General features: G+C 52.5%; 20 protein-coding genes. 1 reads left to right on the top strand and 19 read right to left on the bottom strand.

Going from position 1 to position 18,967, the window contains the following annotated elements; genetic code table 11:
- Nucleotides 1-7: 7 nt before the first annotated feature.
- The 15 genes from EFO84_RS03660 to EFO84_RS03590 form a co-directional block, all read right to left on the bottom strand.
- Nucleotides 8-1,501 (bottom strand): peptide MFS transporter, encoded by a 1,494-nt coding sequence (locus tag EFO84_RS03660; protein ID WP_127346719.1) that lies wholly within the window; start codon nucleotides 1,499-1,501, stop codon nucleotides 8-10.
- 126 nt (nucleotides 1,502-1,627) lie between these two features.
- Entirely contained in the window at nucleotides 1,628-2,368 is a 741-nt protein-coding gene (locus EFO84_RS03655) for an MlaA family lipoprotein (RefSeq protein ID WP_240642639.1), read from the bottom strand.
- Between the two features lie 11 nt (nucleotides 2,369-2,379).
- Complete coding sequence (ccmI, locus tag EFO84_RS03650) at nucleotides 2,380-3,627, bottom strand: c-type cytochrome biogenesis protein CcmI (RefSeq protein WP_127346718.1); 1,248 nt, start codon at nucleotides 3,625-3,627, stop codon at nucleotides 2,380-2,382.
- Nucleotides 3,628-3,630: 3 nt separating this feature from the next.
- Nucleotides 3,631-4,107, bottom strand: coding sequence for a cytochrome c-type biogenesis protein (locus EFO84_RS03645; protein ID WP_205701933.1), 477 nt, complete (start codon nucleotides 4,105-4,107; stop codon nucleotides 3,631-3,633).
- Nucleotides 4,104-4,697 carry a DsbE family thiol:disulfide interchange protein gene (locus tag EFO84_RS03640; protein WP_127346717.1) on the bottom strand — a complete coding sequence of 198 codons (594 nt, stop codon included), beginning with the start codon at nucleotides 4,695-4,697 and terminating at the stop codon, nucleotides 4,104-4,106. Before EFO84_RS03640 ends, EFO84_RS03645 begins: the two co-directional genes overlap by 4 nt.
- Entirely contained in the window at nucleotides 4,694-6,661 is a 1,968-nt protein-coding gene (locus tag EFO84_RS03635) for a heme lyase CcmF/NrfE family subunit (protein WP_127346716.1), read from the bottom strand. Before EFO84_RS03635 ends, EFO84_RS03640 begins: the two co-directional genes overlap by 4 nt.
- On the bottom strand, nucleotides 6,662-7,147 hold the full coding sequence (ccmE, locus tag EFO84_RS03630; RefSeq protein WP_127346715.1) for a cytochrome c maturation protein CcmE: 486 nt from the start codon (nucleotides 7,145-7,147) through the stop codon (nucleotides 6,662-6,664).
- Nucleotides 7,147-7,356 (bottom strand): heme exporter protein CcmD, encoded by a 210-nt coding sequence (ccmD, locus tag EFO84_RS03625; protein WP_127346714.1) that lies wholly within the window; start codon nucleotides 7,354-7,356, stop codon nucleotides 7,147-7,149. Before ccmD ends, ccmE begins: the two co-directional genes overlap by 1 nt.
- 2 nt (nucleotides 7,357-7,358) lie before the next feature.
- Nucleotides 7,359-8,111, bottom strand: coding sequence for a heme ABC transporter permease (locus EFO84_RS03620; protein WP_127346713.1), 753 nt, complete (start codon nucleotides 8,109-8,111; stop codon nucleotides 7,359-7,361).
- Nucleotide 8,112: 1 nt separating this feature from the next.
- Nucleotides 8,113-8,796, bottom strand: a complete 684-nt coding sequence (gene ccmB, locus EFO84_RS03615; protein ID WP_127346712.1) for a heme exporter protein CcmB — start codon at nucleotides 8,794-8,796, stop codon at nucleotides 8,113-8,115.
- Complete coding sequence (ccmA, locus tag EFO84_RS03610; protein ID WP_127346711.1) at nucleotides 8,789-9,433, bottom strand: cytochrome c biogenesis heme-transporting ATPase CcmA; 645 nt, start codon at nucleotides 9,431-9,433, stop codon at nucleotides 8,789-8,791. Before ccmA ends, ccmB begins: the two co-directional genes overlap by 8 nt.
- Nucleotides 9,434-9,513: 80 nt before the next feature.
- On the bottom strand, nucleotides 9,514-11,472 hold the full coding sequence (locus EFO84_RS03605) for a prepilin-type N-terminal cleavage/methylation domain-containing protein (protein ID WP_164742370.1): 1,959 nt from the start codon (nucleotides 11,470-11,472) through the stop codon (nucleotides 9,514-9,516).
- Complete coding sequence (locus EFO84_RS03600) at nucleotides 11,462-12,565, bottom strand: pilus assembly PilX N-terminal domain-containing protein (protein WP_127346709.1); 1,104 nt, start codon at nucleotides 12,563-12,565, stop codon at nucleotides 11,462-11,464. Before EFO84_RS03600 ends, EFO84_RS03605 begins: the two co-directional genes overlap by 11 nt.
- On the bottom strand, nucleotides 12,555-13,175 hold the full coding sequence (locus EFO84_RS03595; RefSeq protein ID WP_127346708.1) for a prepilin-type N-terminal cleavage/methylation domain-containing protein: 621 nt from the start codon (nucleotides 13,173-13,175) through the stop codon (nucleotides 12,555-12,557). Before EFO84_RS03595 ends, EFO84_RS03600 begins: the two co-directional genes overlap by 11 nt.
- Nucleotides 13,169-13,702, bottom strand: a complete 534-nt coding sequence (locus tag EFO84_RS03590) for a GspH/FimT family pseudopilin (RefSeq protein ID WP_127346992.1) — start codon at nucleotides 13,700-13,702, stop codon at nucleotides 13,169-13,171. The genes EFO84_RS03595 and EFO84_RS03590 overlap by 7 nt, the downstream gene beginning before the upstream one ends.
- A gap of 99 nt (nucleotides 13,703-13,801) precedes the next feature.
- On the opposite strand from EFO84_RS03590, the gene EFO84_RS03585 reads away from it, so the two are divergent.
- Nucleotides 13,802-14,182 carry a type IV pilin protein gene (locus EFO84_RS03585; RefSeq protein WP_127346707.1) on the top strand — a complete coding sequence of 127 codons (381 nt, stop codon included), beginning with the start codon at nucleotides 13,802-13,804 and terminating at the stop codon, nucleotides 14,180-14,182.
- On the opposite strand, the gene ispH is transcribed toward EFO84_RS03585, so the two are convergent.
- From ispH to ileS, 4 genes are read right to left on the bottom strand one after another with little or no spacing between them, the layout of a single operon-like run.
- Complete coding sequence (gene ispH, locus EFO84_RS03580; RefSeq protein ID WP_127346706.1) at nucleotides 14,183-15,118, bottom strand: 4-hydroxy-3-methylbut-2-enyl diphosphate reductase; 936 nt, start codon at nucleotides 15,116-15,118, stop codon at nucleotides 14,183-14,185.
- Complete coding sequence (fkpB, locus tag EFO84_RS03575; RefSeq protein ID WP_431355316.1) at nucleotides 15,118-15,555, bottom strand: FKBP-type peptidyl-prolyl cis-trans isomerase; 438 nt, start codon at nucleotides 15,553-15,555, stop codon at nucleotides 15,118-15,120. Before fkpB ends, ispH begins: the two co-directional genes overlap by 1 nt.
- Complete coding sequence (gene lspA / locus EFO84_RS03570; protein WP_127346704.1) at nucleotides 15,555-16,082, bottom strand: signal peptidase II; 528 nt, start codon at nucleotides 16,080-16,082, stop codon at nucleotides 15,555-15,557. Before lspA ends, fkpB begins: the two co-directional genes overlap by 1 nt.
- Nucleotides 16,075-18,930 (bottom strand): isoleucine--tRNA ligase, encoded by a 2,856-nt coding sequence (gene ileS / locus EFO84_RS03565; RefSeq protein ID WP_127346703.1) that lies wholly within the window; start codon nucleotides 18,928-18,930, stop codon nucleotides 16,075-16,077. The genes lspA and ileS overlap by 8 nt, the downstream gene beginning before the upstream one ends.
- Nucleotides 18,931-18,967 lie beyond the last annotated feature (37 nt).

The raw sequence follows: 18,967 nt of genomic DNA, 5'->3' as shown, positions 1-18,967 counted from the left end.
ATCCTGGTTATTTCTTCGCTTGCTCGCCTAAACCTTCATGCTCAGCAATGCTTCCGAGTTCCTGATCAATACCCTGCTCAACCGAAGTCGGTTGCATGCGTTCAGCACCATGCATCCAGCGCACTAACATGCCTGAAATCAACCACAGTACCACGGCGAACAGTAACAAGCCGACACCTACACCACCGAATACCATCAGTAAGCCTGAGTATTCTGGCGCTAAACCAATGGCTGCCGCCACTTGGTGCGAGAAGGTATAGCCCGCAGCATTTTCACTGAAGGCGCCGACTAAACCCGCCAAGAAGCTAGCAATGGCCGGCATCAAGAACCAAATACCCATCACCAAAGAGGCTAAGCGCAGCGGTGCGAGTTTGGTCATCAGCGACAAGCCGACCGGTGAAATACAGAGTTCGCCCAAGGTATGGAACAAGTAAGCCAGCACCAACCACATCATGTTGGCTTTGCCATATAACTGAATTTCGTACAGACCAAAAATCAGGAACATGAAACCAATCGCTGTCAGTACCAAACCAGCAAAGATTTTAATCGGTGCGTCAGGGCTCTTATCGCGCTTATGCAAAGCCACCCACAATACCGAGAACACCGGCGCGAACAGCAAAATAAATAGCGGGTTCAATGATTGGAAGTAACCGGCTTTGATCTCGGTATCGCCCAGCATACGGTCGGTGTAATCTTGCGCATAAATGTTCATCAGGCCACCAGCTTGCTCAAAAGCCAACCAGAACACCGTCACAAACACAAACAAGAACATGATCACCCGCAAGCGATCAAACTCAACCTTAGTCAGTGGCTTTTTCACCCCACCGGCATTGAGTTTGTCTTGTTGCGCGCCGGGCACTTTGCCGATATCGCCCAAAAAGCGTTGGAACAGCATCAGCTGAGTCACCACGGCTAAGGTCATACCAACACCGGCGGCAAAGTAACCCCAACGCCAACCGTAGTCAGCACTTTCACCTAAAGTGGAGGTTACGAATGGCGCTAAGAATGCACCTAAGTTGATACCCATATAAAAAATTGAGAAGGCACTGTCACGACGGGCATCGCCTTGCGGGTACAAATCGCCAACAATGGTGGAGATGTTCGGCTTAAATAAACCATTACCGGCAATAATTAAGCCTAACCCCACATAAAACAGGTCAATGGAGTGTGGGGTGGCAGCAAACAGGGTGAATTGCCCCGCTGCCATCAAAATACCACCAATCAAAATAGATTTACGTTGGCCCAGATAGTTATCCGCTAACCAACCGCCTAGCAGCGGCGTGAAATACACTAACCCGGTGTAGTAACCGTATAGTTTCAGTGCATCACCTTGGCTCATACCAAAGCCTGGATTGAGTGATTCAGTGGCAGCAACTAATGTCAGAACTAACAGTGCGCGCATGCCGTAATACGAGAAGCGTTCCCACATTTCCGTGGTAAACAGCACATATAGACCTTGTGGATGGCCCCACAAAGTTCCTTTCGATGGCCCCTGGCTCATACGATGTCCTCTTGGTTATTGTTGTTATCAGCACAGAATTGCTGAGCGCAGACGGGCTTTTATAACGCATGAACCTTGCATGGTGCAAGGTTCATCGGTGGTGCATGCGGTAATTAATGCGACAAATCAGTCAAACTGGTCGTAAAAATCCTCGTCCAGCTCGTCCTCTTCAGTTTCTGGCTCAGGCGGCGGATTGCCGTCATAGACCTTATTGCGCCAGTTCTGGAAGTAAGCTTCACGGACAAAACTATAGGAATCGAGTGAGTTCTGCATCAATGCTTGTTGTTCTTGCAAGCGCAAACGCGTGTCCAGTGCTTTCACCACTAGACGGGCAAAGGATACCCCACCATCAAGGTTATCAATGGGGAAATAGGTACCGTCAACGATATCACCGCTACGGTCGATGACCACGGTTGGGCCTATGCCCGGCAGCATCACATAAGGACCATCAGCAACACCCCAGCTGGCTAGAGTTTCGCCGAAACTCTCTGGTTTAGGATCAATGCCAATTTCACTGGCGACATCGAAGATACCCAACAAACCAACGGTACTATTAATGGTAAAACGCCAGAAACTTGAGCCGGCATCAACGAACTTACCCTGCAATACGTTGTTAACTAGGTAGGAAGGTTCACCTAAGTTGTCCACCACATTACGCAAACCGCGGCGCCCTGGCTCAGGGATCTTGCCGTAGGCTTGTGCTGCCGGCCATAGAATCGCTTCATCGAGCTCTTGGTTGAAATCCCAGATATCGCGGTTTAGCGTCTCGATGGGATCACGCGGATCAGCATACGGGTCATTGGGGCTGCTGCTGCAGGCACTGACGCTAAGCGCCAACAGCGCCAGCAGCAAAAAACGTTTTATCACCTATCACTCCTTTAATCGGTGCCTTGGGCACTCACATCAATCACCAGTTCCACCGCTTCTGTACCTGCTGCCACCACTTGCGGCGTGGCATTGAGGTCGCCGGGGCCGGCTTCAATTTGTTCATCACTTGATATACGGGCCATCACTTGCCATTGATCAAGTGACGCTAAATTATAGTCGTCGAGCATGGCATTGGCATTGCTTAAGCGGATGGTCAGTGGAAACTCGGTCACTGCCTGACGGATCACCGCCGCCGGCATAGCCGTACCACTCGGTGCGCGGATATACACAAACAAGCTCGCATTCGCGGGAATTTGTGCGGCCGCTGCAGCGGTAATAGTCACCGTAACAGCGATACCCTGTTCAGCCAAGCGCTGTTGCTGCTCGGCATCAGCAATGGCGGTAATAATAGCAGCTCGACGCGGATCATCGTCAGTCAATTGTTGTAACAAGAGATTCCAAGCGAACACCGCTTGTTGCCAATCGCCACGCTGAAAAGCCACCACACCCAGCAATGACAAGCCTTCTAAATTGGCCGGATCAAGCTCAAGCATACGGCGCAAAATGCGGGCAGCACGACTAATTTGCTCGTCTTCGCCCAGTGTCACCAGCAGCCGAGCATAGCTGCCTAGCGTGCTTAAGCGGCTGTTATCTAAGCGATAGGATTTTTCATAGGCCTCAATGGCTTGCTCATACTGGCCAAAACGGGTCATCAACTCCGCATACACCATCCAGGCCACCGCATCGTCAGGCTCGCGCATCAGCTTTAAGCGTAAGCCTAAGGCCACTTGATCAATATCGGCAGGGTCAAGGTCAACCTCAGCACTGGCTCCAATACCCATGATCTGTGGTAACACCTTTGGCCCTAATTGCGGCAGTTGCTGACTGGCTTGAATAGCTTGCTGCTGCAGGCCATAACTGCCGAACAGGCCGTAGCCAATGGCACCTAATACCATCACCAGCACTGCCGTCAACCACAAACCACCGCCGACACGCTGGTCGTTGACCTGCTCAAGCGCCGAGTTCTCACTGACGAAACGACGGTCAAGTTCATTACGGCTGCGTTGCGCCGCTTGTTCGGTTAAATAGCCGTCACGAACTTCCTGCTCAAGTTCAGCGACACGTTGCTCGTACAGCTCACGATTCACATCCAACCGCGTACGCTGCTGTTCCTGTTGCCGCCGCCCACTAATCAGCAGCATAACGCCAGCACTGAGCACCGCCGCGACTAACATCATCCACAATAGCCAACTACTCATGATTTATTGATCCTGTGCTGGCGAGGATTGCCGCAACTGCGCTAAAGCAGCAGCTTCCTCGGCGGTTAATTCGCTACTATCGCGACGTTGGCGCGCTATCACGCTAATCACTAAGGCGCCAATAATCAGCAGCGCCAATGGCCCAAGCCACAATATCAAGGTGGCTGCCGTTACCGGAGGCTGATAGTGCGCGAAGTCACCATAACGCGCCACCATGTAATCAATGACCTGTTGCTTAGTGGCGCCTTCTTGCACCATGGTGTAGGTTTGATCGCGCAAATCTTTGGCCAGCGGCGCATCAGAATCGGCAATAGCTTGATTTTGGCACTTCGGACAGCGCAGCTCGCCAATCAGCTCGCGGAACAACGCTTCCTTGGCCGGATCACTAAATTGATAGGTTTCGAGATTGGCGCCGTGCGAGGTGCTTGGCAGCATGGCCAGCAGCACCAGCAGCGCCAGCAGTCGTAACAGATGGCTCATGATTGCGGCTCCATGCTGATGTTAGTGCCGTTATAGTCGGCCATCAGCTCACTATACATAGGCCCAATGACTTGCTGCCAAACCCGCTCATTCACATCACCGACATGGCGATATCGAATGCGGCCAGCGGCATCAATAACAAAGGTTTCAGGGGCGCCGTAAACACCAAATTCAATGGCAACCCGCCCACTTTCGTCAAACAGATTAAGCTGGTACGGATCACCCAAAGTATTTAACCAGTCGACCGCTTTACTGCGTGAGTCGTCTTTATAATTTAAGCCAACAATATAAACGCCCTGTGCGGCCAACTGATTCAAATATTCATGCTCAGCACGACAGGTCGGACACCAGGTCGCCCACACGTTCAGCAACATTGGCCGTCCGCGCAGCGCCTGCTCGCTATGTATCACGCTGGTATCGTAGATATCCGGCACGGTGAAGGTCGGCACCGGCTTACCCACCAGTGCCGAACTTAATTCCGTTGGGTCAGAAAATAATCCACGCAGCAAAAACCCAACCAGTAACAAAAATGCCAGCAGCGGCAAGGCTAACACCGCCCAGCGCCATGATGCTGAGGTCTGTTCAGTCATAGGCTAGCCTCCGCGGCAGCTACACGCCGCTGCGAGCGATAGCGTTTATCACTCATCGCCAGCGCGCCACCTAGCGCCATTAAAATGGCCCCCAGCCAGATCCAGCGCACCAGCGGTTTGACATAAATACGTACCGCCCAAGCTTGGCTGTTGTCATCCAAGGGTTCACCCAAGGCGACATAGAGGTCGCGGGTAAAGCCGGCATCGAGCCCTACTTCGGTCATGCTCATACGTTGTACGGTGTAGAAGCGTTTTTCAGTGACTAAGTCAGACACTTTACGGCCATCGCGCCAGACACTGAATTCAGCATGGTCAGTCAGATAATTCGGCCCTTGTTGCTGACTGAGTAGGTCAAAGCGGAATTCGTAGCCCTGCACCACCGTGGTATCACCCGGTGCGAGGCGCACATCACGCTCTACCTCGTACTGGCTCACAGCGGCAATACCCACCAAGGTCACAGCAAAGCCCAAATGGCCCAAAATCATGCCCCAATGGCTACGCCCTAATTTGCTCAAGCCAGCAATACCTTCGCCGCGTTGCTGAATACGCAAACGCAATTCTTGCACCAGCGTTAAGACAATCCACAGCGCTAGCACCAAGCCCAACCAGGTCATGGCCTGCACTTGGTCAGCTAAGATATAGGGCAAGGCATAGCCCAAGCTAATGGCTAACACCAAGGCCAAGGCTAAGCCACCCAAGAGCGGTTGTAGTTCTTGCCGACGCCAGCGGAACAATGGACCAAGCCCCATCAGCAGCACAAATGGCACAATCAGCCAGGTAAACATCTGGTTGAAAAACGGTTCGCCAATAGAAATTGAGCCCAAACCAAGTTCCTTGTGCACCAGAGGCAACAAGGTACCCAGCAAGACCACAAAGGTGGCTGCCATGAGCAATAGGTTGTTACCCAGCAGCATCACTTCACGTGACTTCACTTCATACTTGGTCTGACTACCCACCGCGCCAGCGCGCAGAGCGAATAGCAGCAATGAGCCACCAATAACCACCGCCAATAAGGCTAAGATGAATAAACCACGGGCCGGATCAGTGGCAAACGCATGCACCGATACAATCACCCCGGAGCGCACCAAAAAGGTGCCGAGCAGGCTCAAACTAAAGGCTGAAATAGCGAGTAACACTGTCCACGCTTTGAAGGCACCGCGCTTCTCCGTCACCGCCAATGAGTGGATCAGTGCAGTACCGACCAGCCACGGCATAAAGCTCGCGTTTTCGACCGGGTCCCAGAACCACCAACCGCCCCAGCCTAGCTCGTAATAGGCCCACCAGCTGCCAATGGCGATACCTAACGTCAGGAAACTCCAAGCGGCGGTGGCCCAAGGCCGTGACCAGCGCGCCCATGAGGCATCTAGTTTTCCCGCCATCAAGGCAGCAATAGCAAAAGCAAAGGCCACGGAAAAACCAACATAGCCCATATACAGCAGCGGTGGGTGAATGATCATGCCAGGGTCTTGTAACAATGGGTTCAAGTCACGACCATCGACTGGGATCATCGGCAACGCCCGATCAAACGGGTTAGACACCGACATCATAAACAAATAGAAGCCAACGCTAATTAAACCCAGAATGGCCAGTACCCGTGCCATCATGGTCACCGGCATGCGTTTGGAGAATAACGCCACCGCGGCAATCCAGCCTGCCTGCATCAGCATCCACAGCAGGAACGAACCCTCGTGGGAACCCCACACCGCAGTAATACGGTAAGCCAATGGCAGTGCCGTATTGGAGTTAGCGGCAACATAGGCAATGGTAAAATCGTGCACCACAAAGGCCCAGGTCAGCGCAATATACGCCAATAAAGTAAACAGGAATTGTCCGTAAGCCAGCGGCTTCGCCAGCAACATAGCACCACTATGCCCACGGCTAGCGCCCCACAACGGATATATAGCCAGCACCAGCGAAAACGCCAGCGCCAGCGCCATGGTAATTTGCCCAAATTCAGCAATCATTTAGTTGCCTCCTGAAGGCGGTTTAGTATAGGCCTCATTACTATTCGGATTGACGTGTTTAATACCTTTCATGGCCTCAGCGAGTTCTGGCGGCATATACTCTTCATCATGCTTGGCGAGCACTTCCGTCGCTTTAACAACGTTACCTTCTTGCAACACACCTTGCGCCACAATACCCTGACCTTCACGGAATAAATCTGGCAAGATACCTTGATAAAGCACCTTCACCGTAGGCCCAGTGTCGGTGACCAAAAATTCCACCTCAAGGGTATTGGCATCGCGCTTAACGCTGCCTTCCACCACCATGCCACCTACGCGCAGGCGCTGCCCAACCTGAGGTTTGTGCTCGCCTTCGAGCATTTGCGATGGGGTATAAAACAAATCAACGTTTTTACTCAGTGCCAACAAGATAAAGGTCATGGCGATGCCAACACCGACCACTAACGATAGCACCATCGCCAGGCGCTTTTTCCGACGTGGGATCATCAGCGGTTCTCCTGCTGTTGTTGTTGGCGTCGCGCTAAACGTTGTTGCCGTTGCGCTTGTTGCTGCGCGGCCTGGTGCAACTGCTTACGCACCATGCGGCCATGCCATACCAGTGCCAATAAAGCCGCGGCAGTCACACCGTAGCTCAACCACACATAGAACCCATAGCCACCCATGGCAAAAAATTCCGTCACACTACTAAAGGCCATAACTACTGCTCCTTAACTTTCGCGCCTACCAACAGCTGTTGCACCCACGGTCGATGCAGCTCTTGCCGCAAAATTTCGTGGCGCAAACGCTGGGTAATAAACGCTGCAGTCATTAACATAAAGCCAAAAATACAGACAAATAACGGGATATACATTTCCGGCGGCATCGACGGTTTGGCAAATTTAGTGATGGTGGCGCCTTGGTGCAGTGAGTTCCACCAATACACACTGAAATGGATGATCGGAATATTCACCACGCCCACGAGCGCCAAGATGCTGGCAGCTTTGGCGCCGGTTCGGTTATCGCTAAAGGCGTGATACAGCGCCAACACACCTAAATAGAGGAATAGCAGGATCAGCTGCGAGGTCATCCGCGCGTCCCACTCCCACCAAGTGCCCCACATCGGCTTGCCCCAAGCGGCACCAGTCAGCAACGAAATAAAAGTCAGTACTGCGCCGACGGGCGCTATGGCAGCAATGGACCACTCGGCGGTGCGGATTTGCCAAACTAACGCAACTAGCGCAGCAATGGCCATACCGGTGTAAGTACCCATGGACAGCATGGCCGATGGTACGTGGATGAAAATAATGCGATAGCTATCCCCTTGTTGGTAGTCGGGTGGCGCAAATACCAACCCCCAACCAATACCAATCAACAGCACCAACAGCGCACTAGCAGTCAACCAAGGTAGCCAGCGCCCTAGCAGGTGATAGCTTGCTTCACCTTTTGCATACGGATGTAACCATCGCCACATATCAGTTCACACTCACTTTAATGGCGGCCGCCACTGCCAACGGCGCCAAGGTTAGGGTCAATACCATGAAACCAGCAAGAAACAGCAACTGGCCAATGGCTGGCATACCCAATAGACTACTGTCTACCGCCGCTGTTGCAAATATCAACAAAGGGATAAACAGGGGTAGTAGCAGTAAACTGAGCAGTGCCCCACCACGCCCCAAGCTAACCGTCAGCGCTGCACCGATAGCGGTCATGGCGCTGAGTATCGGAGTCCCCAACAGCAGCGTTAGCATTAGCGTGAGCCAACCCTCGATCGGTAGCTTTAATAATAACGCACAAAACGGCGACAGGATCACCAGCGGCAGCCCACTTAACAACCAATGGGAGCTGATTTTTGCCAGTGCCAGTAACTCCAGTGGCGCCGGTGACAGCACCATTTGCTCAAGGCTGCCATCGAGATAATCATCGCGAAATAGTCGCTCTGAACCGAGCAATGATGCTAACAACGCGACGACCCAAATGACCCCGGGGGCAATACGACCGAGAACCTCATGGCTAGGCCCAACGGCGATTGGAAATAGCGTCACCACCATCAGTACAAACAACAATGGATTGATACTGTCGCTCTTACGCCGCATCGCGACTTTAAAATCACGTTGCATCAGTGCCACTACCAGGCTGCGATAACTGGCCTTATTCATAACCGAGCTCCGCATCGACATGTTTGATCGACAACCGTTGTAACGCGCTGGGTTGCCAGCTCAACGCTTGATGTGACGTCAAAATGATACTACCACCGCCGTGCACATGCGCGGCGAAGCGTTGCTGTAACAGCTCAATACCGCGAGTATCAAGCGCGGTAAAGGGTTCATCGAGGATCCATAATTGCGCCGGGCTACTCCACAAACGCGCTAGGGCAATGCGGCGCTGCTGACCAGCCGACAACTGCTGGGCCGGAATGTCTTCCAAGCCCAGTAAGCCAACGGTTTCTAGAGTTTGCCAGGGGTCATCAAGGTCAGCACCATCAAGTTGTGCTTGAATAGCCAAGTTTTCTAATGCGGTGAGCTCGGCTTTTACTGCAGCCTTATGGCCAATAAATAGCAATTGCCGACGCCAGTAATCTGGGTCATCAGCGCTGTGTTGCGGAAATAACTGCACCTGACCTGCTTGTGGTTTCAGCAGCCCAGCAATAATGCGCAGCAAGGTGGACTTCCCGGCGCCGTTGGGGCCTTCAACATGCAACACTGCGCCAGCACTTACGCTGAATGATAAATCAGCGAATAACGTACGCCCCGCGCGAACCGAGCTTAATTGCTGTGCAGTGACCAACAGCGCCATGTCGAATAACACCCTACTACCATCGGTTTTGAATGCGCCGATGGTAGCACAGTTGCGGTGCGCGGGAGAACCAAAACCGTCTAGTTTTCGGTCATCAACACCGAGTTTTGATCGAGGTTACTCTGTAAGTTGCGAACCGCTATGCTGGCCGGGTTAAAGGTGAAGCCGGCTTTACTAAAGAAAATATCAAAGTTACTACCCGCTGGTATGCCATTACAGGCAAAACTACCGGTGTCAGCGTTGCCTTGTTTGGAATAACTACAGCTGATATTCAGGTTATTGGTGGTGACCGCGACATCGCGGAACTGGGTTGAGCGACACGCCGCCCCAGTAATCTGCAGACAGTTAATTTCGCCGGTCACCGAATACAGCGTGGTGGTGCCGGTGCTGGCTTGTACGGTGACATTGACGGTGCTGGATAACGTTGTGGTGTCGTTAGGATGAATCGGTGCGGTACCTAGCACGCTGGCATTGCCTTCGGAGGCCATGACCGTCATCAATGAACTACCAGTGGTTTTGGCTCCAACGCGGCCACGCGAATAGGTGCCGTAAAAGTCTAAGTCTGGGTCAACAATAGTTTGAATCGGCTCATTGGTAATATCAGCAACCGCATCGTTACTGGCCATCCACTCCGCCAATAAGGTCAGATTCACCTCATAAAACGGCACTTTGGCCAGCCAATCCTGCTCACCATTGTTTATGGCATCACGAATAGCCTGCAAATGCTCAGCAGACATAGTGTCCAAATACACCCCACGGCCAATCATTTGGTAGGAGCCCGGGGTGGCGGTAATATCCCGATCACTCGGCGCACTGGGTAAATCTTCGCCCATCACCAGGGCACGCACAACGGCCTGTACGTAATCGGTATAACTGGCAGCGCCGGTTTCATCGATCAAGTAATCGGCACTGGTTGCGGTGAGCGCTTTAAATTGCCAATCAGGGTACATGGCATAGTAACCATCAATACGCCGCATACGGCATGATTCTAGATACACGTCATTGGGGCCGGCCTGAACAAAATCGCCAAATAACAGACCTTCAAAAAACGTCGGCGCCGCTTTGAAATGGCGATGATTACCATACACTGAGCGATTACTGAGGGCCTCTTCACGATACACGGTACCGTTATTGAACATATTCAGATTGTCGTGATGGTCACGACAACATTGCGTGCATAGTTCAGGCTGATTAGCATCGGCTGGCGCGCCCATGCGCTTGCGTTCCGGCTGGCCGCCGTTTGGGTCGAGCGTTAAGCGGCCATCAATGAGGGTCAAGCGATTCGGTGCGTAACCGCCATCACCCAATTCAGTAAATACGCAGTTGCAGTTAACCGTGACAAAGTCCTCAACCCGCTGTGTTTGTGTGGCTTGGTCGTAAGTCACGGTATCGAACGTTACCTGCAATTTATCACCGCTGCGTTGCACCGTGGGTGTGGGCCGAGTGGTTTCTTTAATTTGATAAATTTGCGCATTGTCATCGGTGGTTAAGCGCACCGCAATAACTTCGGGGGCAGCACCAGGGTTATAGATCACTTGCGGCTGTGAACGTGGCGCCGGTGGCGTTACCACCAAGCCACCATCACGTAAAGTAATGCGGCCCAGCCAAGCTTCCATGGTCAAACTGTCGCTATCGCCACCACGGGCCGTCCAACTAATGCTGATGGTTGCTGCTTTGGCATCCGGTAAGGCTGGCAACGGATCAGGTAAGCCTGCCGCGCCGGTGGTCAGCCAACTGCCGTTATAATAGAACGGCGCTACGGTCCAGGTCATACTGTAATCTTTACCATCGCGACTGAGCGTTTCGCTGCCACCGGTGATGTCGGCATAGGGGGTAAAGCGTAACGTTTCTAACCGTTGTTGAGCAATTTCTAAGGCTGCTGTGCGTTCTGCAGCGCGGCTCGAACTTTGGATAAAGGTGCGCTGCAAAGCCACTAAACCAGCTACACCCACGGCGATAATCACTAAGGCCACCAGCAATTCAACGAAGGTAAAACCACGCTGCTGGCGCTGCGGTGGCACTGTCAGTTTAGAAATCATGCCAACTTCCTCCAATTCGATAAACGCGCCGGAAGGCGTCATTGGTGACCAAGTTACTCAGCACTTCACCGCTGTAACGCACGGTCAGGTTACCATTGGATAAATCGGGGTCGCGATTCGACATCACTGCGCCATTAATCACCGCACCACCGTTCATTTTAAAATCGTAATTTGTCATGTTGCCCGGGGTTGCGAACGAGAACCCGATACCAAAAATTTCCGCCCCACCGTTCATCGTCAAATCAGCATCTTGAATAATCAGCGCGACCGGATTTTCAACCGAGCCAATTTGATCACCAGCCCCTAAGTTGCAGGTGCCGGTGACCCAAATCAGCCCGGTCGAGGTTGGCCCCAAACTATCGCAATTCGCAACCTCGGTGACCGCCATGTCGCGCAGCTGTTGCCAATCAGCCTCGGGCACACCAAATAAATACTCCAACAAATCTGCTGGAAAATTCGCATCGTTATCTAAAATATCAACGCCATGATCACCGCGTTGACTGAATGGCGCAGTAGCACAATTACCTTCACTAAATTCCTGCTGCCCACAGGTAGTACCGTTACCGTTGATATCCACATCGCCACTGGTCCAAATAGATAGCGGTACCCCATCGCCGCCACCGTTCGGGTTGGCCACCACCTGAAAACTACCCGACACATTCATACTGCCGCGAATAGCTACCGGCACATCGGGTTCGGTGCGGATTAACGGCATGATCGCCACTTGTTGCTGCACGGTGCGAGTCGCGCGGCCATCGGCCGAGGTAGCGGTTAAGCGAATATCAACAACATCAATCTCGCCACGTGGCGTGTCTTCATAGCGGGTGCCAACCAGCACTGCGGTATAACTTGCAGCAGCGACTGTACTGGTAATAGTACGGTTCAAGTCAGTACGGTCACTATTGATGAGCATAATGACTTGTTCCAGCGCCGCTTCGGCAATCATGGCCGCTTCTTGGCTAGCCAAGTGATTACGCATAATGCGTTGCTCTTGCATCTTGAAGCGCGCGGTATAAAGCGTCACCAGAATGATGATGGCGAGCAACAGCACCGATAATGTTAGGGTGGCAAAGCCTGTTTGTTTAGAACGCATTGCGGATCACCACGTCAGTTGCGAGTTGTCGTTGCAGTGTGTTATCGGCCGGATTAGCGGTGGTAATAGCAACCGTGATGGTTTGTTCCAGCATCACTCCAGTGGTGCGTTCAGTGAGGCTAAAGCTTAAACTCTCCACCGCTACCATGTCGGCACTGGTCAGCGATTGCCAGCCGGTGCTGGCGCAATCAACTGCATCTTGGCGACGCTGCACTTGGCCGTCCAGCAGTCGATAACCAAACAGTTCACTGCTGCCATCAAAACTACCATTTTGATTGGCGTCATAGCTAAATAGCACACAACTCAGTAAGGCTTCGTCGGGGTGATTGCTAACCACAATGCTATCGTCGAAATCGGTATTCGCAGTATCTGGATCAACCACCAATAAATGCGCGTTGGCACGATAGCCGGCGCGACGCAAATCACTGGTCATCAATTCCAACACTGCGGTTGATTCTTCCTGTAACTGACTCAGTTGCAGGCTGCGTGAATTCACCCCAATGGTGTTGGCAAATATCGAGGTCAGCGCCGCCATCATCAACAAGCCCAATGCCATAGTGATCATCAACTCAATCAGTGATAAGCCCTGCTGGGTGTGCCTACTTAGCATGCTGGATAACTCCCCACACCACCGACTTGGCACTGCCGAACACGGCCCAGGCCACTGACAATAATACGCACTTCATCAGCGACCTCGCCGTCGCCACTGGGTAATTGATAGGACACACTGCCGGCATGACCTTCAGCTAAGCCGCGCAGACCATCAAAGCGGGTATAACTACCACCGCTAAAAGCTGCGTTGGCAAGGCTCACATCAGCAAAATCAGTACTATTTTGTTGCCGCAGAATGCCATCGATACTGCAATCTTCGCTCAGGCAATTACAATCGTTGCGATCACTCACCACCGCACACCAACTGCCACTGGCGCTACTCCATACCACAAAGCGATCGGTGCCAACACGTAACGCGTCGGAACGGGCATATTGCAGCAGTGCATAGGATTCTTGTGCTGCCCCCTGTAAACGGGCATTACGGGCAATTTCCAGCATGGATGGCACGCCGACGCCAAGCACAATAGCCAATATGGCTAAGGTAACCATCAGCTCTAATAAAGTGAATCCGTTTTTTACTCGCATTGCGTTACACACCGAAATAGCGTATCAAATAACAGTGTAGCTCAAGCACTTGGGCTAGCGCCACAGACAACAACCATCATTATACGTCAGGAAGAATAAATGCAAGTTAAAAATTCGTTAAAAGGAATGACGCTCATTGAAGTCATGGTGGTGGTTACCATCATCGCCATTATTGGCGCGGTCGCCTACCCATTGTTTACCGATTATGTGCGTGAAGCGCGCCGTGCCGATGCTATTAGCCAGCTGTTAACGCTGCAATTGGCACAAGAGGAATATCGATTACGTAACAGCAGTTATGCTGAATTAGCGGTATTAGGTACCACCGTGAGTAGTGAATTTTACGCCTTTAGCGCCACCAATGTAGGCGCTGAGACCTACAGTTTGACCGCTACCGCTATCGGTGCGCAAGCCAGCGATACTGAATGCGCCAGCATGACCATCAACCAGAACGACCAGCGTACCCCGGCCGCCTGCTGGTAGTTACAAAATACGGAGCTCGGGCGGAATAGAAAAGGTAATGTTCTCTTCGCGCCCAGCCCGTTCTTCAACGCGCCGACCGCCCCATTGTTGCAGCTGTTCAATCACTTGCCGTACCAACACTTCCGGTGCTGAGGCACCTGCGGTAACACCAACACGTTGCACCGCAGTGAGCCAGTTTTGGTCAATACAGCTAGCATCATCAATCAGGTAAGCACGGGTACCAATTTTTTCGGCCAGCTCGCGTAAGCGATTGGAATTTGAACTATTACGCGCACCAACCACCAGCAGTAAATCCACTTCAGCGGCAATATCGCGCACTGCGTCTTGACGATTTTGTGTGGCATAGCAGATATCATCTTTGCGCGGCCCTTGAATATCCGGGAACTTAGCACGCAATGCATCAATCACTTCAGCAGTATCATCTACCGATAACGTGGTTTGGCTCATATAGTGCAACTGCTGCGGGTTCTTCACCGTTAAGCGCTGCACATCGGCAACTGATTCGACCAAATATATGCCACCCTGCGGGCTGCTGTACTGCCCCATGGTGCCTTCCACTTCAGGGTGCCCGGCGTGGCCAATCAACACACATTCTTGGCCCTTGCGGCTGGCCCGCGTGACTTCCATATGCACTTTGGTAACCAACGGACAGGTGGCATCAAACACGCGCAAGCCACGGTCTTTGGCATCTTGGCGCACCGCTTGCGACACTCCGTGGGCAGAGAAAATCACGATGCTATCATCGGGCACTTCATGCAGCTCATCCACAAACACCGCGCCGCGCGCCCGCAAAGAGTCCACCACGTATTTGTTGTGTACCACTTCGTGGCGCACATAAATCGGCGGCTCAAAAATTTCCAGCGCCCGCTCAACAATAGTAATAGCGCGGTCAACACCGGCACAAAAACCCCGCGGATTTGCCAGCACGATATCCATTACGGATTCACCTCAAGAATTTCCACGGCAAAGCGCACCTGCTGCCCCGCCAATGGATGATTAAAATCGATGGTCACGAACTGCTCGTTAATAGCCCGCACAATACCTGGCAACTCGGTACCATCGCTTTGTGGGAAGGTAAAAATTTTGCCGACTTCAGGTTTATCGCCAATAAACTTGGTGGCATCTACTTGATAAATATTGTCGCGATTAGGCTGACCGAAGGCATCTTCTGGCTCGAGCACAAATTCACGCTCGTCACCGGCCTTCAAACCCACCAGGCAAGCTTCAAAATTGGCGGTGAGATTACCATCGCCCATGCGGCACTTGGCCGGTTTACCGGCCATTTTAGTGCTATCGGCAACGGAATCGTCCATCAGCTTAATAGTGAAGTGGAAGATAACCTCACGGCCATGTTCAATCGGTAAACGTGTGATCATGACGATTGCTCAGGCTGTTTGTCAGTGCGCTCATCGCGCTGTTCAAAAAATGCTTCTAACAGCATCAACGCCGCCCCAATGGTAATAGCTGAATCGGCTACGTTGAACGCCGGCCAATGCCAGTCGCCCACATAGACATCGAGAAAATCAATCACGTAACCATAGATGATACGGTCAATGACATTACCAATAGCGCCGGAAATAATCAGTGCAAAGGCCAGATTCTGCCGCCATAGCCCCACTGGGTTGCGCTTCAACCACACCACCAATACCGCGGTGATAGCGATGGCTAACACAGTGAACAAATAGCGCTGCCAACCACCTTGGTCGGCCAAAAAGCTAAATGCAGCGCCATAGTTACGCACATAGGTCAGGTTAAAGTACGGCATCACCGCCACACTTTCATACAGATCAAACACCCGTATCACCCACTGCTTGGTGAACTGGTCAATCACAATCAACAGTAACGCCAACCATAAATAACGCAGGCCACTGACCGGTTTAATAGCACCTTGATTAGGCAAAATGACGCTCCTCTCCGCTACCGTCTACGTTAGTGACACAACGCTGACATAAGGTTGGGTGGGCGGCAATGGTGCCCACTTCAGCGCGATGGTGCCAGCAGCGCTCACACTTTTCATGGGCCGACTTGGCTACTTGCAGCCATAAGCCTTTTAGCTGGGTGGCTTGGGCGTTTGCTGGTGCTTGCTCAACCGCGCTAACGGTTGCCGCTGAGGTCAGCAAAGCAAAACGCAATTCATCACCTAAGGCCTGCAGCCCCGACGCCAGTTTGGCATCGGCGAATAACTGCACCTCGGCTTGTAACGAACCACCAATCAATTCATCGCGACGCGCTTGCTCAAGTGCTGCGTTAACCGCATCACGCACCTGCAACACCTGCTGCCAGCGGGCATTCTCGTCAGCGCTCACAGTGATCGCCTGCGCCCCTTGGTACCAGCTTTCAGTAAACACATAAGGTTTACGTTGGCTGCCGTCGGCGAGCTGTGGCGCCATCGCCTGCCAGATCTCTTGCGCGGTAAAGCTACAGATAGGCGCTAACCAGCGCACCAGCATTTCAGCAATATGATACAACGCGGTCTGACACGAACGTCGCGCCACGGATTCGCGCTTAGCGGTGTACTGACGGTCTTTGATCACGTCTAAATAGAAACTACCCAAGTCAATGGAGCAGAACTGCATAAGCTTTTGCACCACCACGTGGAACTGGTAGTCATCCAGCGCGGTCAAGATATCCTGCTGAATAGCCTGCGCGCGCGCCACAATCCAGCGGTCAATGGCAACCATATCGGCCACCGGTACTAAATCCGTGGCAGGGTTGAACTCGTTGATGTTGGCCAGCAAGAAGCGCGCGGTATTACGCAAACGGCGGTAACTATCAGCGGCCCGCTTTAAGATTTCATCCGACACCGTCATTTCGGCCGAATAATCGGTCGCTGCCACCCACAAGCGCAGAATATCACCACCTAGTTTGTTCATGACCTCTTGCGGCGCCACCACGTTGCCGATGGACTTGGACATTTTACGGCCCTGCCCGTCTACCGTGAAACCATGGGTCAATACCTGCTTGTAGGGCGCTTGTTGGTACATCGCCACACCGGTCAACAACGAGGACTGGAACCAGCCGCGATGCTGATCGGAGCCTTCCAGATACAAATCAGCCGGCCACTGCAAACCGGCGGTTTTATTCAGCACCGCTTCATGAGTCACACCCGAATCAAACCATACATCCAGCGTATCGGTGACTTTGCGGTACAGTTTAGCCTCAGCTTCACCGAGCAATTCTTCCGGCTGCAAATCAAACCACGCCTGAATACCGCTCACTTCAATACGCTGGGCTACCTGCTCTAGCAGTTCCAGCGTACGCGGATGCAGTTCATCGGTGTCTTTATGCACGAAAATAGCAATCGGATTGCCCCAAGTGCGCTGCCGTGAAATACACCAGTCTGGGCGACCATCGATCATGCCTTCAATGCGGCTTTGACCCCACTCAGGTACCCAGCGTACTTGCTTAATTTGCGCCAGCGCATCGGCACGCAGACCTTGCTTATCCATGCTAATAAACCATTGCGGCGTAGCGCGGAAAATAATCGGTGTTTTGTGACGCCAGCAATGCGGGTAACTGTGATTAAAGGCTTGGTGATGCACCAAACGCCCAGCATCTTGCAAGGCTTGCACGATATTATCGTTGGCTTTGAACACATGCTGCCCGGCAAACAACGGGGTATCGTCTTTATACACGCCGTTATCGCCGACTGGGTTATATACCTCAATGTTGTAACGCTGACCGACAATGAAGTCGTCCACACCATGGCCTGGCGCAGTATGCACCGCACCAGTACCGGATTCAGTGGTCACGTGCTCGCCCAAAATAATCGGCACTTGCAGATCGGCCAATAACGGGTGTTGTAGCTGCATCAGCTCCAGTGCCGCACCTTTACAAAAGCCCAACTTGTGATAATTGCTGATACCCCAGCGGTCCATACAGGCACTGACCAAATCAGTGGCGATAATCAGTCGCTGCGCTGCTCGCTCACCCTCGGCGGCAACCTGCACCAGGGCGTAATCCAGCGCCGGGTGTAACGACACCGCACGGTTAGCCGGAATGGTCCACGGCGTGGTGGTCCAGATCACTAAGCTCAATTCGCCTTCACCTGCATGACCCGCTGGATGATCAAAGGCCGCCAAAGCTTTGCCTTGGTCAACCAGCACAAAGCTAACGTCAATAGCCGGTGAACGCTTGTCTTGATATTCCACTTCGGCTTCAGCCAGTGCCGAGCCACAATCGGTACACCAATGCACCGGCTTAAAACCTTGCTGTAAATGCCCATTGGCAATGATTTTGCCCAGCGCGCGCAGGCTATCGGCCTCTTGCTGTGGCTTCATGGTCATGTACGGGTTGTCCCAATCGCCAAATACGCCTAAACGTTTAAAGTCAGCGCGCTGGGTTTCAATTTGCGCCATAGCGTAATCACGGCAATGCTGACGGAATTCAGCCACCGATAATTTATGCCCTGGCTTGCCATATTTTTTCTCGACCTGCAGCTCAATGGGGAGACCGTGGCAATCCCAACCAGGCACATAAGGTGCATCAAAATCGCTCAACGTTTTTGCTTTGACGATCATATCTTTGAGGATTTTATTGACCGCGTGGCCAATGTGGATCTGGCCATTGGCATACGGCGGGCCATCATGCAGAATAAATTTAGGGCGGCCTGCTTTAGCCGTACGAATTTGACCGTACACATTATCCGCATACCATTGTTCAAGCATTTGCGGTTCGCGCTGCGACAAGTTGCCACGCATGGAGAATTCAGTCTCCGGCAGGTTCAGCGTGTGTTTGTAATCGGTCATAGTGGTGTTACTTCCTGTCTCATCAGATAGCCTCAGT

Source organism: Pseudidiomarina mangrovi, from assembly GCF_003999375.1.
Classification (GTDB): Bacteria; Pseudomonadota; Gammaproteobacteria; order Enterobacterales; family Alteromonadaceae; genus Pseudidiomarina; species Pseudidiomarina mangrovi.
The sequence above is the reverse complement of the archived record's forward strand: the minus strand, read 5'-3'. Positions and strand labels throughout refer to the sequence as shown.